Origin of the sequence: Bacteriovorax sp. Seq25_V, from assembly GCF_000447795.1 — a bacterium.
GTDB lineage: Bacteria > Bdellovibrionota > Bacteriovoracia > Bacteriovoracales > Bacteriovoracaceae > Halobacteriovorax_A.
Genome location: NZ_AUNI01000021.1, coordinates 398,673 through 414,823 on the forward strand (window position 1 = coordinate 398,673; position 16,151 = coordinate 414,823).

Genomic DNA, 16,151 nt, shown 5'->3' on the forward strand with positions numbered 1-16,151 from the left:
TGTCTAGCGTATTTTTGCCTAAGTTTTGTCATAATTTGTTTATGAAAAAACTAGCAATTATTGGTACTGGTATTTCTGGTATGTCCAGTGCTTACATTCTTAAAGACCACTATGACATCACAATTTTTGAGCAAAATAATTACGTCGGTGGCCATACTAATACTGTCGATGTTGGAAATATTCCTATTGATACAGGTTTCATTGTTTTTAATTATCATACCTATCCAAACCTAGTGAAGCTTTTCTCTGAGCTTAATGTCGAACACGTGGATACTAATATGTCTTTTGCTGTTCATGACTCCGCCTCAGGTCTTGAATATTGTGGGAGTGGTTTAAACGGTCTTTTTGGACAGAGAAAAAATATTTTTGATTACAAATTTTGGCGAATGTTGTTTGAAATAAATCGCTTCAATGAAACATGTCTGGAAGTTTTGCAAAGTCCTATTTTTGATTCCATGACAATTGGCCAGTATCTTGATCTCAATAATTATGGCGAAATGATGAGGGAGAAGTACCTCGTTCCTTGCGCGAGTGCAATCTGGTCAACTTCACCGAACGAGATGTTGCACTTTCCTATTAAAACACTGGTACGATTTTTTAAAAATCACGGTCTGTTAGGTTTGAATTCTCACTTTCAATGGAAAACAGTATTGGGTGGGGCAAAACAATATAGAGATAAGCTAATATCCTCTTTTAAAGATAGGATAAAAATAAATGAAAAGGTTATTGGGTGTAAGCTTGAGAGCTCAAAACATATTATTAGAACAGAAAATAGCTCATATGAATTTGATGAGGTTGTATTTGCTTGTCACTCAAATCAGGCCTTAGAAATTTTAGAAGAACCATCATTTTTAGAAAACGAACTGTTAAGTAAATTCAAGTATGAATATAACTTTGCCCAGCTTCATACTGATGAAGCATTAATGCCGAAGAATAAGAGAAACTGGTCTGCATGGAATTATTATTTAACAGGTGAGAAAGAACAGAAAGCGGTTACTACTTATTACATGAATGAGTTACAGCCCTTACAAACTGAAACGAAGTATTTTGTAACATTAAATGGAAAAGACCTAGTTAACCCGGAAAAAGTTATCAAGGAAATCCATTATGAACATCCATCTTTCAACTTTGAGGCCATAAATAATCAAGAGAGATTACATGATTTAAATAGACAGGGTATTGGTCGCTTTTACTGTGGAGCATATTTCAGATACGGGTTCCATGAAGATGGAATTTGGTCAGCACTAAAAATGTGTGAAAAGATTTTGAATAAGGAAGGAGAACTATGCAAGTAGCCCCACTCTATTCTAGAACTACGCATGTAAGGCGAGGCAATGGAGAGAATAAGTTTAGATACACTTTTCTCAGTTTTCTTATCACTCCCTCAGATAAGAAAAATATGAAACCTTGGTGGCTTTCACTGAACAGATTTGGGTTATTCTCAATCAAGGAAAGAGATTATTTCCAAATCGGTAATCTTAATTCAACTTTAAAAGAAAGACTCGAAACTTTTGTTGGGGCTGAGATTGTAGATTATAAATTCTTATGTGGAGGAAGATTTCTAAACTATATCTTTAATCCAGTTAGTTTCTATTTTATTGAAACAAAAGAAAGAAAGAGGAAATTGATCGTTGAGATTTGGAATACATTTGGAGAGTTTAAACCTCTTGTTATTGATGAAGTCGCTAATAAATTTGAAATTAAATTTACCAAGAATTTTTATATCTCACCATTCTTACCAATGGATACAGAAATCTCAATTGAGGCAACGTATCCAGAGGGAGAAAATGGAAGTATCCGAATAATTAGTCAAAAAAATGGAGAAGAGGTTTATGCGGATTGGAATTTTTCACCTCTTGGGGCAAGGATTATAAGTCTCTTTCCTTATAGTTTTAAAGTTTCGTTCGCGATCCATCTTCAGGCATTAAAATTATTTTTGAAAAAAATCAAATACTATAAAAAGCAGGATGATAGAGAAAAACAACTAGGATTCTATTTATGGAACAAGTAATTAAAGCAAATGAGAGATTTTTGGACAGACTTTATAAGAAGCTAATAATCTCCACACTTTCAAATATTAAGAAGGGAAGATTAATAATTAATTATGGTGGTCATACTTATGAATTTGGAACATCCGGCACTCCGATTGTTGTCAATGTAAGTTCCCCTAAATTTTTTAGAAGACTAGTTCTTTCTGGAGAAGTGGGATTAGGAGAATCTTATATGGAAGGGGAGTGGGAAACGCCTGCACTTGAGAAATTTCTGACCCTTTTAATTGAAAATCAAAGTTATCTCGGCGATAGTTCTGCTGCAAAAGAAGCTGGGCGAGTTGTTGGATTGAATGTCTTAGGTTTTATTAATAAAATTGAACATGCTTTTAATCATAATTCGATTGAGAATAGCAAAAAAAATATTAGCTATCACTATGATTTATCAAATCAGTTTTATCAGTTAATGCTTGATAAGACGATGACTTATTCAAGTGCTCTCTTTAAGGATAAGAGTAGTACTCTTGAAGAAGCACAAATGCTTAAGTACCTCAATATCGCTTCAATGTTAAAAGTTGAAGAAGGGGAGAAAGTTCTCGAAATTGGATCAGGCTGGGGTGGAATGTCTAGGTTCCTATCACAAAACTACGGAGCTCACGTAGAGACTTATACGATATCAAAAAATCAATATAGTTTTGTTCAGGAGCTTATAGAGAGAGAAAATATTGAGAATGTAAAAGTAAACTTTAAAGATTATCGAGAGCCTAAAGGTTTATTTAATAAAATTGTAAGTATTGAGATGATTGAAGCCGTTGGTGAAAAATATTTGGAAACATATTTTTCGGAAGTTGCAAACTCTCTAGAGAAAAATGGGCGTTTTGCTATGCAGGCTATTCTAATGCCAAGTTCTCGTTATGAAAATTATAAGAAATCTTCCGATTGGATTGAAAAGTATATTTTTCCTGGGGGCCATCTTCCTTCAGTTGAACGATTAGTCAGCTGCGCCTCAAAATTTGGTCTTGAACTTGTTGAATTTGAAGAGTTTGGTCTTTCTTACGCCGAGACACTTAGAAGATGGTACAATAACTTTCACGTAAACTTGGAAGAAGTTACTAAGTTAGGATTTGATGAGCGATTCATTAGAATGTGGACTTATTATTTGAAAATTTGTGAAGCGGCTTTTGAAACAAGAAATATATATTTGGCCCAGTTTTGTTTCACTAGGCCAAATAACTAATTATTGAGGATCACCTTTATTTAATCTTGTCTTAGGAAGAAGGATGCTGTGAGGTTTAACAGTAACTTTCTCTCCTACGATCACATCACCCATGATTGATGCTTTCAGTCCAATTGTGGCACCTCTTTTAATCTTTACTGGAGCTAAGACTAAAATTCCTGCTTGAGCGTAGTGACCAAAGATTGTCGCGGAACCACCAATAGTAACGTTGTCTTCTAATTCAATTAAACATGGGTCAGAAATGTTTGAAGTGTTAATGACACAGTTTTTTCCAACCTTCATTCCCATTAGCTTGTAAAAAAGAACATTAAGAGGAGTCGGAGTAATGAAATCTAGTACAGTGTAACGAACCAGTTGTACGAGAGCGTTATGATAGTACCAAGGAATTGTTTGTACAGAGTACCAATTTCCTCTCCATGGCTTTATTTTAATTGGCATTAGCCAGTTTAAAAATGGAACAACTAAGATAAGAGAAATCATATATGTTCCATAGGAGAATGCAAAAATAGTACACATGATTAAAGCTTTAATGAAGATATTGAAGTCCGAAACATAATCATAAGCAGTTGTTAAAATAATATACCCTGGTGTGAGAGAGACACCAAGAGCAACAATATAGGCAATCATCCCGGGAATGATCGCAAACACGAATGCTAGACCTTTGTATGATCGAAGCATTCTTTCAAAGGCTCCCATTAAGCCGGTATATTCAGATCTTGTATCATTTACATCAATGTACTTACTTTCTGACGGTTCAATGTGAGGAAGGTCTTCCATTTGTTTTTCTTTTTTCTTAACCATTAAATTTCCTTATCTATCTTTTTGATTACTGAAATTAAGTAATCGATATCGTTCTGATCTTGGTAAATACAAAAACCTAGCCTTAAGACACTATTTCTACTGTCACAGATAATATTTTCTTTTTTTAGTAATTCTACTACTTTCAGGCATCTTGTTGAATCATTAAAATCAAATGCTAAAAAATGCCCACGGAAATTTAAATTCTGTTTAATTGCTGAGCTTGCGAACTTAGTTCCTGCAATACCTGTGATGAAATAGTCCTCATTTTTAATCACATATTGATGGATGGTTTCGACACTAATCTTTTTATCTTTATACATTTCAAGTGTAGCGATGAAGCGATATATGGCCGTGTAGTCTTGTGTTGCTCCTGCAAAGCGAAGTCCATCATTACTGTATTGAATTTTGGAGTTATCTACAGTGTCGAGGTGAGCGAGGTCAGCAAACCATCCTGTATTGATTGGACGAAGTGTTGAGCATTGTGGAGAAATGAGAAAGCAGCTTCCTTCGCCAGCACTGGCGTACTTATACCCCCCAGCTACAAAATAAGTATGATCTCCCATAAAGCTTAGATCTAGGGGGACGGCCATAAAGGAGTGGTAACCATCAATAAGTTGATAGTCTGCTTTAATGTTTAAGCTAAATTCTGCGAGAGCATCAATGGCGTAACCGCTATTGAAAAAAACGTTTGAATAGAAGGCTAATTGATAATTTTTTTCATGGCTCTTTTTTGAAAATCTTTCTTTAAAGGTTGAGTAAGGATAGGTTGGAACGATATCAACTTCACATAACCCTTCTTCGATAAGTCTATTGATTTGTCGTTCGAAACTATAGAATTCACTATCTGTACTTATAATTTTTAACTTACTATCCCGCCTAATAAGACTTGATAAAAAACGATAAACTAGCTCATGTGTATTAGGTGCATATGTAAAGTTCTTGTTTTTAATATTTAATACGTCACTGATTAGTTGATCTAGTCGCGAAATTTTCTTCTCAAAAAAATACCCCCACTTGTTATCAACATACTTAGCTGTATCATCCCAGTAGGCTAGTTGTGCTTCTCTCGAGCAATCTGGCCAGTAGTGGTGACTATGGCAAGCAAAGTGATACTTGCCTTCGTTTGCTTTTAGAAAATGTGTAAAGAGTGATTTATACAAATTAACCTCTGTAATTATAGTTCATCTGACTTGCAATAGATTCTGGGATTTTTGGAAGTGATGAACGTGGAATTAGAAAGGTTGCTAGATTAAACAGGTCATTAAAGACTCTGTTATTTTCTGCAGCCATTTTTAAATATTGATGACCCGAAGATCCACCGGTTCCAATTTTTGTTCCAAGCATACGATGGGCCATTATTGCGTGACGATATCGCCAAGTCGTAAAGTTTTCGTCAATATCCATTAATGAATTTAGAATTTGAAACGGCATGTGCAATATTGGTTGATCTCTATATAGTAGAATAAATAAAGCGTTTAAAGTTGCTTTTTGTGAAAGCCTTCTATCTCCCTTATCAAGTAGTTTTTTGTATTTCTTTTCATTGAAAAGAGAGTCAAACGTTTCTCTTGTTGCTGATAAGTTTGCAAGTTGAATTTGCAGTGACCTTTCATCTAAAAATGCCTGATTGTCTTTGATCGTTATCTCATCGCCACAAAGCATATCTTCAACTGTTCCTTGATATTCACCCCAGAAATCAAATTCATCTGAAAATGAAAATGGCATTCTTTCTAGCCAGTCTTGGATAAGCTCTAGAAACGATTTTTCTTTTTCAAGATCTAAAAGTCTCGTCTGGTCTTCTTGATTTAATCTTCCAAGAAAATATTCTCTATCAACTTCTTTTCTTTGATTGGTTCTAAGCCCCATTAGAATTTCGATCTCTCTAAATTGTACACTTTGAAAACCCGAGGCCGGCACTAGTAGATCTCTAAATTCTAAGAAATCCATTGGAGTCATGGTCTCCATAATTGAAAGTTGATCGAGAAGGACCCCTTGAATTTTGATGATTCTTTCGAGGCGAGAGTTAATAACTGAAAGTTCACTTTCTGGAATATTTTTTTGTTTAAAAATTTCACATCCACTTTTAAGTTCGTGAAGAATTTGCTTGAACCACAATTCATATACTTGATGCACTATAATGAAAAGAGTCTCATCGTGAGCCTCATTTCCAGCATCTTTAGATTTTGGATGTTGAGTATCTAGTAATTTATTTAATTGAAGATAGTCTCCATAATAAACCGGCTCATGGATTTTTTGCATTTTTATACTCCTAAATTTATATCCTTAATGATAGCTTACATACACGTAATAGCTCAAATCTAAAAAGGTTGGATATAATGATAAATATTAGTTATGAGAAATATAAAAAGTTTTTGCCAGTAGTCATCGCAACTGTCTTTTCATTAATTTTCGTAGGTAGTGTCGTTAGAACAACCGGCTCGGGTATGGGGTGTCCAGATTGGCCAAAATGTTTTGGACAATTTATTCCACCGACTCATATTGATCAGCTTCCTGCAGATTATAAATCTCTGTATAAAGTAGCAGGAAGAGAGATTGCCGATTTCAGTGCATTTAAAACATGGATCGAATACACAAATAGGCTATTTGGAGTGTGGACTGGAATTGCCACTCTTATTCTTGCATTTCTTGGTTTAAAAATTAGAAAAAGTCATAGTCTCATTAATAAATTGTCTATATCGGCGCTTTTGTTAGTAATTTTTAATGGATGGTTAGGTTCAAAAGTTGTCTCAACTCACCTTATGCCGGGAATTATTACTGCTCATATGATCCTAGCGATGCTGCTAGTATTTTGTTTATTGAAAATTAAGTATCTTGTCGTAAATATTGAACCGGTTATTGTTGATAATATCAAAAAATATAAAAATGTAAGTCTTATTCTACTTGTAATGGTTTTTGTACAGATTATTTTAGGGACACAAGTGAGAGAGCAGATCGATCATATTACTAATCATAACCATGATCTTCCTAGGGCTAATTGGGTAGAGAATCTTGATATGGTATTTTACGTTCATAGAAGTTTTTCGATTGCTATCGTACTTGGACTTTTTTACTTCCTAAAGAATATTATCAAGGAAGTGAAGGGGAGCGTAGAACTTAAAAAAATTGCGACGAAATTAGTACTTGTTATGTTTGGAGAAGTTGCTGCAGGAGCAATTCTTGTTTATTTTAAATTCCCTGCACCTATGCAGTCGCTTCACCTAATTTTCTCAATTTTAATGATAGCTTATCTCTTTGAAATTACAATGATTCTGTTCAAGTCTAAATCACGTGAAGTTGCCCTTTAATAGGGGAGAGTGTATAAGCATTTAAATTTGACTAATAAAGACATAAAAAGTGACGAAAACCTTTGCTCTAATAAATATACTACTGACTTTTGCTCTGATGACGCTGGGATCATACACGCAATCAAGTGCGGCTGGCCTAGAGTGTCTTAATTGGCCTATTTGTTATCAAGTTACTGCACAACCATCTATGTCTCTTTTTGGGATAAGTTATGCTTTTTTACATCGAGCAATTGCTGGTCTTGTTATTATTCTCAATACTTACCTATTTTTTAAAGACCGAGAAAATAGAGCTTATCGCTTAGGCCTTTTTCTCCTTATCGTTCAGTCTATTCTTGGTGGCTTAAATGTATTTTATAAATTCCCAACAATTATGAGCGTGGCGCATCTTTATATTAGTATTGCATATATTATTATTTTTGCGCGTTCACTTTTCCACTTTGATTCAAGTCGTAAATTAACGGTTAAAACTGGGCTTATTAAAGATTTAATATCTCTTTCAATTGTCTTTGTTGTCATCCAGTTCTTTCTTGGTGGCATTATCAATCATACTTCCTCTGCTCTTACATGTAGTGACGGAGCGAAAGTTAGCTTCTCTTGTTTTGAAGCAGGTGCATACACATGGTTTCCAATGAAGGTTTCTTCGAAAATCCATATGCTTCATAGATTCAATTCAGTGCTTATATTATTAAGTGTTGTAAGTATTTTTTTAATTTCTGCTTTAAAAAAATTTAGAGAATTATATATGCCTGCAATATTTGGACTTTGGATGATTGGCAATCAAGTTGTTGGTGCCGGAAAAATGTTATCCGATATGGCCATTGGAGATAGTTCTCTATCTCAATCTCTTCACTTGTTGCTCGCAACGTGTTTACTGATAGTTCTTTTCTATCTTAGGGGACTGGTTTGCTACCTTGAAAGAAAAAGTTTTGGTGTTGAGAAAGAAACTTTTTTAAGTGATCTTTTTGAGTTAACAAAACCAAGGCTAGGTCTACTTGTTGTCGCAACAATTTTCTCTGGTGTTTTACTCTCAGGAGAAATCGTAGATTTCTTTTACCTGAGCTGGGCAATTTTTCTTTCGACGTTAATTGTTGCATCTGCGACAACTCTAAACTGCTATATGGAAATTGATGTCGATGCTAAAATGGAGCGAACAAAAAATCGCGCCCTACCTTCGGGCCGATTATCTAAGAATGCCGCTTTAACACAGGGAATACTTCTTATTGCAATTGCATTTCCATTAACTGGTCTTACTGTGAATTGGTCGACTGCAATTCTTGGAATGGTTGCATTCCTAATTTATCTTTTTGCTTACACTCCAATGAAGCAGCATAGTCCATTCGCCTTATATGTTGGGGCGATCCCTGGAGCAATTCCTCCTGTTATGGGAAGAACAATTGTAGTGGGATATATTGACCCGCTAGCTTGGATTTTGTTTGCGGTTCTATTTATTTGGCAATTACCACACTTCATGGCGATTTCGATTTATCACAATGATGATTATTTATCAGGTGGTATTAAGGTCTATTCTCACTTTTGGAATGAGAAATTACTCAAAATTGCAATTTTTCTTTTAACAATAATTTTAGTTTTAATTTCTTTGCTTCCAACTTATTTAGAGTTGATGCCATATGGTTATTGCATAGCGGCTTTTATCCTCGGCTTAGTGTTTATAGTCCTTTCGGCGATTGGCTTCTTTACTAAGACGAAAGAAAATTATGTTTCTTGGGCTAGGCGTTACTTTTGGGGGTCTATTATTTACCTTCCTCTACTCATGGCGGCAATGATTTTCCTTAGCTAAAACGTGGAAAATATATTAAAAAGAAGTTAAAATTTTGTACGTATTTCATTGTTAATATATATTGGATTTCAATAGAAGGAAGGTTCTATGGGATTTTTTAGCCCTCTTTTATCTGCCGCAGTTGTAAATACTGCTGGAAAACACATGAGTCTTTGGGAGAGTATGCAACCACCCGAAGATATCTCAGTTAATGGTCATCTTATTGATTGGCTATTTGGTTACACTACTTACATGAATATTTTCTTTTTCATTTTAGTGTGTGCTGGTCTATTTGGTTTTTCTTACTTTTATCAAGCAAAGAAACATCCAAAAGCTTACTACACTTATGGAAACAGAAAGATTCACGTTATCGTAGCAACGATCATTGGTCTTTCAGTATTCATCGGTATCGACATGAACATTACGAGAATGTCTAACAACGACTTCGTTGGTGTTTTCACAAATTGGCCAAAAGAAGAAGAGAACCCAGTTCAAATTCAAGCTTTGGCACAACAGTGGGCATGGCACTTTCGTTACGCTGGTAAAGACGGTGTCTTCAATACTGAAGATGATGTTGTTCAATTAAATGACCTTCGTCTTCCAATTGATAGAAAAGTCATTATTCAAGTTTTATCTAAAGATGTAATTCATTCACTATATTTTCCAAATGCGAGAAGAAAAGTTGATGCGATTCCTGGAAGACTTACTAGAGTTTGGTGGGAACCAACGAAAGCTGGTAACTGGGATATCGCTTGTGCAGAGATGTGTGGAACTTACCACTACAGAATGAAAGCGCACCTGACGACTTATTCGCAAGAGGACTACGCTGCATGGCTTGAGGAAGCACAAGAAAAAGCTCTTCAAGAAAATGATCCAGAGAATCCAGAATTATTCTGGGGCTGGAAATGGCAGTGGTAATCAAAGATTTAATTTAGGAGAAATAAAATGGCGTTTTTTGAACAGCATATTCACTCAGAGCCTACATCTTTTTTATCAAAGTATGTATTTTCTTTTGACCACAAAGTAATTGGTAAGCAATTTCTTTGGTACGGAATTTTCTTTCTAGGTATCGGGGGTATGATGGCCCTTATGATCCGTTGGACTCTAGCTTTCCCTGGACAAGCTTTTCCTGTGATTGGTCAATTCTTATTCCCAGAAACTGGTGGGATTGTTCCTCCTGATACGTACGCGATGTTATTTACTATGCACGGTACAATCATGATCTTCTACGCAATTACTCCAATTCTTATTGGTGCGTTTGGGAACTTCTTAATTCCTCTGCAGATTGGTGCGAGAGATATGGTTTTCCCACTTCTTAATATGCTTTCATTTTGGTTAGCATTTATATCAGCAGTTATTCTACTTGGTTCGCTATTTACTCCACTTGGAGCAGCGGCAGGTGGTTGGACTTCTTATCCAACACTTTCAACGTTAATTGGTTCACCTGGTGCAGGTCAGACTCTTTGGACTCTTGCTCTGTTTATCCTTGGTGTTTCTTCGACAATGGGTGCAGTAAACTACATCACTACAATTATCGTTCTTAGAGCTCCAGGTATGGGATACTTTGATATGCCACTATCTGTATGGGGTCTAGGATTAACAGCTATCTTAAACGCAATTTTCCTTCCAGTTCTTGGGGCTGGTTTATTACTTTTAATTTTTGATAGAGTTTTTGGAACAACTTTCTTCCTTGCTGGTGCTGCTGCAACTTCAGGAACAGGTGACCCGATTCTTTTCCAACACGTATTTTGGATCTTCGGTCACCCAGAAGTTTACATCCTAATTCTTCCAGCGTGGGGGATTGTATCTGACTTACTTTCTTTCTTCGCTAGAAAACCAGCATTTGGTGCAAAAGCAACTGCTCTTGCAATGACTTCAATTACAATTCTTTCAACAATTGTTTACGGTCACCACATGTATACGACACAGATGAGTCCACTTTTAACTCAGTCGTTTATGACTCTAACTATGACGATTTCAATTCCATCTGCGATTTTCTTTGCAAACTGGCTTGGAACTATTTGGAAAGGATCAATTAGATTCCCAACTCCAATGGTTTTCTCTCTTGGTGTTGTATTCGTTTTTGGTCTTGGAGGTTTAACAGGTCTTTACCTTGCAACTGTAACAACTGACCTTTACCTACACGATACTTACTTCGTAGTTGGTCACTTCCATTATACAATGGCCGCTTCTGTTCTACTTGGTGGATACGCAGCTATTTACTTTTGGATGCCAAAGATGTTTGGAAAAATGTTAAATGAAACTCTTGGACATATCCACTTTTGGCTAACATTCCTTGGGCTTAACGGTGTTTTCATGGGAATGATGATCGTTGGTTACGCGGGTATGCACAGACGTATTTATAATCCATTTGTTTATGACTTCTTAAAGCACCTGATTCCAATGAACTCATTTATTACTTGGTCAGCGCTTTTAATGGGATTTGCGCAAATTTTCTTCGTGATCAACTTTGTTTACACAGTTTTCTTCAAGAAGGAAAAAGCAACTGACAACCCATGGGAAGTTGGAACACTTGAGTGGACGATTCCATCTCCAGCTCCAGTTTATAACTTTAAAGAAATCCCTGTTGTTAAGTGTGGACCACACGAGTTTGGTAACCCAGCACTAACAGGTGATAGAGACTTCCAATATCAAACAGAAGAGATTGCGGGAGCATAATGAGTCAAGTAGCAGAAATAAAACATTTCGAAGGTAAGAAGATCGTTTCATCTATTGGGATGATAGTTCTTCTTATTTCTTTTACGATGCTTTTTGCAACGCTACTCCTTGGCTATGTTGTTTTTAGAATGACAAGTGAAGTATGGCCACCTATGGGGATTCAAAGAATTTCTCTTGTGCTGCCAACGATCAGTACAATCATTATTGCCCTGAGTTCGTTAACATACTTTAATTTTGAAAAATCATATAAGGCGAAAGAATTAAAGAATGCAAAGCTAAATTTTGCTCTTACTTTCTTGGCCGGGCTAGCTTTCATGTTTGTTCAAGTTACTTTATGGCAATCAATGAAGCTTCAAGGTCTATATGTAACTGGTGGAATATTTCCATCGATGTTTTATGCTCTTACATGGGTACACGCTGCTCACATTGTAATGGCAATTTTCGCTCTACTTCTTATTGTTCCATCTTTACTAAAAGGGTATGTGGCAACGAAAGAATTATGGGTTGAAAATATTGGGAAGTTTTGGCACTTCCTTGGGATTGTTTGGTTTGTAATGTACATAATAATGTTCGTTTTTTAAGAGGATAACTATGAAGAAAACTTGGTTAACATTAACAACTTTATTTGTTCTTCTAAGTATGGTTTCTTGTCAAGAAAGTCATTTTAGAGAGGATAAAGTATTTGCTGGTGGGCTTTATGTAAAAAAAGAAGTCCTAAACAAAGGTAAGCAAATATATACAGAGTTTTGTATGCCTTGCCACGGTGTCGATGGTGACGGTAAAGGTGTAGCTGCTAAATCAATGAAAGTACCACCAAGAGATTTTACTACTGGTGTATTTAAATTTGGTGAAGTTGTTGCCGGTGAATTACCACATGATGCGCATTTATTTAAAATCCTAGAAAAAGGTCTACACGGAACAGCGATGCTTCCATGGGATTTAAAACATGATCAAATGTTTGCTGTTGTTCAATATATTAAAACTTTCGCACCACAAGTTTGGGAAGGAAAGGATAAGAAACTTGGAGAGCAAATTGTAATCACTAAAGACCCATATGGAGAAGCTCACAAGGCTGCTGCTATCGAAGCTGGTAAAAAAGTTTACCACGGTGAAGCTTCATGTTGGTCATGTCATAGAGCTTATGTAGACAAGCAAGAGCTTGCAAAAATCACTGACTCAAAAGTATCTGACATTGGAGAGGATGCTTACCAAGTAAAACTTCAAGAAACAGAGTGGGGATTTAAAAACCTTCCACCAGAGTTCACTTGGAATGCAGTTAGAAGTGCAACAACAGTAGAAGAGTTATATGTGAGACTTGCCGCTGGTGTTGGTGGTACAGCAATGCCAAGCTGGAAAGGTACAATCACTGACGAGCAAATCTGGGCTGTTTCTCACTATGTAAAATCTCTAATGGATCTTAAAGATTCTCCTGAGAGAAAAGAATTTATGGAGAGTATTAAGTAAAATGACTGCATACGTAGGATACAAACGAAATGGAAACCTTTTTGAAAAGCTTGTGACAAACAAGCTTTTCTGGTTTTTATTTATTGCTTTTACATTTTCGTATCCTATCTACAGATCAGTTTACCGTGAACTTCCACCACCGTTACCTGTTATTAAAAAAGTTCCGGACTTTTCACTTGTAAATGATTTCAAAAAGCCAGTTACAAATAAAGATCTTCTTGGAAAAGTTTATATTGCAAATTTTATTTTCACGACTTGTCCTTCTTCTTGCTTAAGACTTACTGCCGAAATGGAAAAAGTCCAGAAAAGAGTAAGAGGTCTAGGTCAAAATGTAGCTCTTGTCTCTTTTACTGTTGACCCATTAACGGACACACCAGAGGTTCTTTATAAGTATGCACGTAAGAAAAATGCTAACCCATTTGTATGGAGCTTTTTAACAGGAGATAAGGAAGAATTGAAAAAACTTGTTATCGATGGCTTCAATGTCCCAATGGGAGACAAAGAAGCTGTAGATGCAGTTGTTGATAGAGAAACAGTAACAATGTTCGATATTGCTCATACTGAAAAATTTGTGCTTGTTGATCACCATGGGGATATTCGTGGTTATTACGATTCAACGAGTGACGATATTAATAAGATGATGATCGATATAGGTTTATTAATTAACAGAAAAAATTAGTTTAATACTTAGGAGAAGACGATGTCAGAATCTACACATCACAGTCACAAAAAGTTATACATTGCAATTTTCTTTGCTCTTGCTTTCTTAACTGGAGTTGAGCTTGTAATTCCTGGTCTACCAAATGTAGCAAAGATTCTTAAGGACACTGCCCTTATAGCTCTTGCTCTTGGAAAAGCATTCTTAGTTGCTTACTTCTTTATGCATTTAAATGAAGAGAAAGGTTGGCTAAAGTTTATCGCTGCAATTCCTATTTCTGCGGGACTTTATGCGGTAGTATTAATTTTAGAATCAATGTTCAGATAATAAGGTAATAGAGGAGCTATTATGGAAGATAATACACAACAAACTACAGATCACTCAACTGAGCACGCAGGTCACAACACTACTGTTCAGGAAAACCCTGGATTACCGACGACAAAAAACGTTGTTTCAGAAGAATTGAGCCCAGTAAAAGGTGGACAATTTAGCCTTCAAACTTGGTGGATTATAGGGGGACTTGTTGTTGCTCTTCTTATACTTAAAACTTTTATCTATATAAAAGACGGAAAAAGACACGGAAAATAAAAAATGGCCATCTATTCAGATGGCTTTTTTTTTCTCTCAAAATAAAAAGATATCGAAATATTCTTTTAAATACAAAAAAGTACAATTTATATTAAACAAAGAGTTACTTAATCAATTTATAGTTTTTCTATAAAAAATAAGTGCTATATAAAAATTCAATTTTTTTATAGATAAAACTCCAAAGAGAATTAAGCCGTTGTCTTTTAGCTTTTTATCTTTTTAGCTTTTTAGCTTTTTAGCTTTTTAGCTTTTTAGCTTTTTAGCTTTTTAGCTTTTTATCTTTTTATCTTTTTATCTTTTTATCTTTTTATCTTTTTATCTTTTTATCTTTTTATCTTTTTAGCTTTTTAGCTTTTTATCTCTATTTCTATTTCATGTCTAAATACTATCTAGGTTACGATATACGTTAATCTAGATAGAAATAGAAAATACTCTTCAGTAAAGAAGGGATATATAATTAAAATAAAGATAATAAATAACTAAGTTGAAGCCAGTTAGAGTTTATCAGGAGATAGACGAATAAACTCATAGTTAAGTTATGAAAAATAGTTGATTAAACATATCTAGAAGCAAGAATTATACAGTTTACACAGGAAAAGAAGTGGTTTTAGAATTAATTGGGGAGTCGATTTTTTCAATAATTATTAAGCTGTCTAATTAATAGATAACAAATGAAAGCGAAACCTAAGAAATAGCTTATGGTGAAATTAATCTAAAGTGTGTTTTAATGCGTTTAAATCGTATTTTAAAGACAATCTGGTTATCTGATAATTTGAATAGAAAGTATCTTGTCACCCTTTTGAATCTTATCTAGTACATCAATCCCTTCTATAACCTGTCCAAAAATAGTGTACTTCCCATCTAGATGAGGAAGTGATGATAGTGATATATAGAACTGTGAATCGGCACTATCTATATTATTATGACTTCTAGCCATTGCGATAGTTCCCTTTATGTGCTGTAACTCGTTGATTTCCGCCTTCAAAATATTGCCGGAACCCCCTTTCCCACTGCCTGTAGGATCACCTGTCTGAATAACGAAGCCTGGTATAACTCTATGGAATGAAAGGCCATCATAAAAACCTTCATTTATAAGTTGTAATAGACGAGTAACCGTATTTGGTGCTGATTTTGGGTAGAATTTGAATGAAATATTACCATGCACTGTCTTTAAGACTGCTTTTGTACGAGATAATCCATCATTATCAGTCTCAAGATCGAAAGCATTCAAGGAAATTTCAGGTGAAATTGTCTCTTCAGGTGAAAATGTCTCTTTATTCTTTGTACAAGAACATAGAAAAAGTACAAAAAACAAACAAATAACATTGAAAATACGTGTTTTTTCTAGAGGTTTTATTGATGCGCTCCGTGTTTTTTAATTATTATTAAAAAAAAATGAAAAAAATGCAAATAAAAGTAAAAATAGTGTTGACAGATAATCTAAGAAAACTTAAATTCCTTCTCACCTTAAGAAATTAAGAAACGCGAAACAAACAACACGGGCGTGTAGCTCAGTTGGGAGAGCACCTGCTTTGCACGCAGGGGGTCGCAGGTTCGACTCCTGTCATGTCCACCATATTTGTTTCGGCTCTTTTAAAATTGAATATTGTAAAGAATTTGTTGCCTTCGGGTAATGAATAAGATGAGAAAGGAAACC

At 35.2% G+C, this 16,151-nt stretch carries 16 protein-coding genes and 1 tRNA gene; 13 read left to right on the forward strand and 4 right to left on the reverse strand.

What is annotated here, in order from left to right; genetic code table 11:
* The first annotated feature begins 41 nt into the window (after window positions 1-41).
* From M900_RS16650 to M900_RS16660, 3 genes are read left to right on the forward strand one after another with little or no spacing between them, the layout of a single operon-like run.
* A complete protein-coding gene (locus M900_RS16650; RefSeq protein WP_021275884.1) occupies window positions 42-1,295 on the forward strand; it encodes an NAD(P)/FAD-dependent oxidoreductase in 1,254 nt (417 codons plus the stop codon).
* On the forward strand, window positions 1,286-2,011 hold the full coding sequence (locus M900_RS16655) for a DUF1365 family protein (RefSeq protein WP_034733129.1): 726 nt from the start codon (window positions 1,286-1,288) through the stop codon (window positions 2,009-2,011). Before M900_RS16650 ends, M900_RS16655 begins: the two co-directional genes overlap by 10 nt.
* The gene (locus M900_RS16660) at window positions 1,999-3,225 is read left to right on the forward strand and encodes a cyclopropane-fatty-acyl-phospholipid synthase family protein (protein ID WP_021275728.1); all 1,227 of its coding nucleotides are present in this window, start codon (window positions 1,999-2,001) and stop codon (window positions 3,223-3,225) included. The genes M900_RS16655 and M900_RS16660 overlap by 13 nt, the downstream gene beginning before the upstream one ends.
* On the opposite strand, the gene M900_RS16665 is transcribed toward M900_RS16660, so the two are convergent.
* The 3 genes from M900_RS16665 to M900_RS16675 are packed head-to-tail and all read right to left on the reverse strand — an operon-like array spanning window position 3,226 to window position 6,282.
* Window positions 3,226-4,026: a transferase hexapeptide repeat protein gene (locus M900_RS16665; protein ID WP_021276050.1), complete on the reverse strand. Its 801-nt coding sequence runs from the start codon at window positions 4,024-4,026 to the stop codon at window positions 3,226-3,228.
* Entirely contained in the window at window positions 4,026-5,186 is a 1,161-nt protein-coding gene (locus M900_RS16670; protein WP_021275994.1) for an aminotransferase class V-fold PLP-dependent enzyme, read from the reverse strand. Before M900_RS16670 ends, M900_RS16665 begins: the two co-directional genes overlap by 1 nt.
* Before the next feature lies 1 nt (window position 5,187).
* Window positions 5,188-6,282 (reverse strand): tryptophan 2,3-dioxygenase family protein, encoded by a 1,095-nt coding sequence (locus tag M900_RS16675; RefSeq protein ID WP_021275860.1) that lies wholly within the window; start codon window positions 6,280-6,282, stop codon window positions 5,188-5,190.
* 77 nt (window positions 6,283-6,359) lie between these two features.
* On the opposite strand from M900_RS16675, the gene M900_RS16680 reads away from it, so the two are divergent.
* From M900_RS16680 to M900_RS16720, 9 genes are all read left to right on the forward strand, one after another.
* Window positions 6,360-7,328 carry a heme A synthase gene (locus tag M900_RS16680; protein WP_021275941.1) on the forward strand — a complete coding sequence of 323 codons (969 nt, stop codon included), beginning with the start codon at window positions 6,360-6,362 and terminating at the stop codon, window positions 7,326-7,328.
* A gap of 49 nt (window positions 7,329-7,377) precedes the next feature.
* Window positions 7,378-9,126 (forward strand): heme o synthase, encoded by a 1,749-nt coding sequence (cyoE, locus tag M900_RS17480; protein WP_052600839.1) that lies wholly within the window; start codon window positions 7,378-7,380, stop codon window positions 9,124-9,126.
* Window positions 9,127-9,213: 87 nt separating this feature from the next.
* Window positions 9,214-10,023: a cytochrome c oxidase subunit II gene (locus M900_RS16690; protein WP_021275696.1), complete on the forward strand. Its 810-nt coding sequence runs from the start codon at window positions 9,214-9,216 to the stop codon at window positions 10,021-10,023.
* Between the two features lie 27 nt (window positions 10,024-10,050).
* The gene (locus tag M900_RS16695; protein ID WP_021275946.1) at window positions 10,051-11,784 is read left to right on the forward strand and encodes a cbb3-type cytochrome c oxidase subunit I; all 1,734 of its coding nucleotides are present in this window, start codon (window positions 10,051-10,053) and stop codon (window positions 11,782-11,784) included.
* The gene (locus M900_RS16700) at window positions 11,784-12,365 is read left to right on the forward strand and encodes a cytochrome c oxidase subunit 3 (RefSeq protein WP_021275693.1); all 582 of its coding nucleotides are present in this window, start codon (window positions 11,784-11,786) and stop codon (window positions 12,363-12,365) included. Before M900_RS16695 ends, M900_RS16700 begins: the two co-directional genes overlap by 1 nt.
* 10 nt (window positions 12,366-12,375) lie before the next feature.
* Window positions 12,376-13,248, forward strand: a complete 873-nt coding sequence (locus tag M900_RS16705; protein WP_021276034.1) for a cytochrome c — start codon at window positions 12,376-12,378, stop codon at window positions 13,246-13,248.
* 1 nt (window position 13,249) lies between these two features.
* Complete coding sequence (locus M900_RS16710) at window positions 13,250-13,927, forward strand: SCO family protein (RefSeq protein ID WP_021275888.1); 678 nt, start codon at window positions 13,250-13,252, stop codon at window positions 13,925-13,927.
* A gap of 21 nt (window positions 13,928-13,948) precedes the next feature.
* Entirely contained in the window at window positions 13,949-14,233 is a 285-nt protein-coding gene (locus M900_RS16715; RefSeq protein WP_021275799.1) for a cytochrome C oxidase subunit IV family protein, read from the forward strand.
* 21 nt (window positions 14,234-14,254) lie between these two features.
* A complete protein-coding gene (locus M900_RS16720; RefSeq protein ID WP_021276006.1) occupies window positions 14,255-14,494 on the forward strand; it encodes a hypothetical protein in 240 nt (79 codons plus the stop codon).
* Window positions 14,495-15,254: 760 nt separating this feature from the next.
* Here the strand turns inward: M900_RS16720 and M900_RS16725 are convergent.
* A complete protein-coding gene (locus tag M900_RS16725; protein WP_021275914.1) occupies window positions 15,255-15,809 on the reverse strand; it encodes a peptidylprolyl isomerase in 555 nt (184 codons plus the stop codon).
* Between the two features lie 185 nt (window positions 15,810-15,994).
* Here M900_RS16725 and M900_RS16730 point away from each other — a divergent pair.
* Window positions 15,995-16,070, forward strand: a tRNA-Ala gene (locus M900_RS16730).
* Window positions 16,071-16,151: the final 81 nt, after the last annotated feature.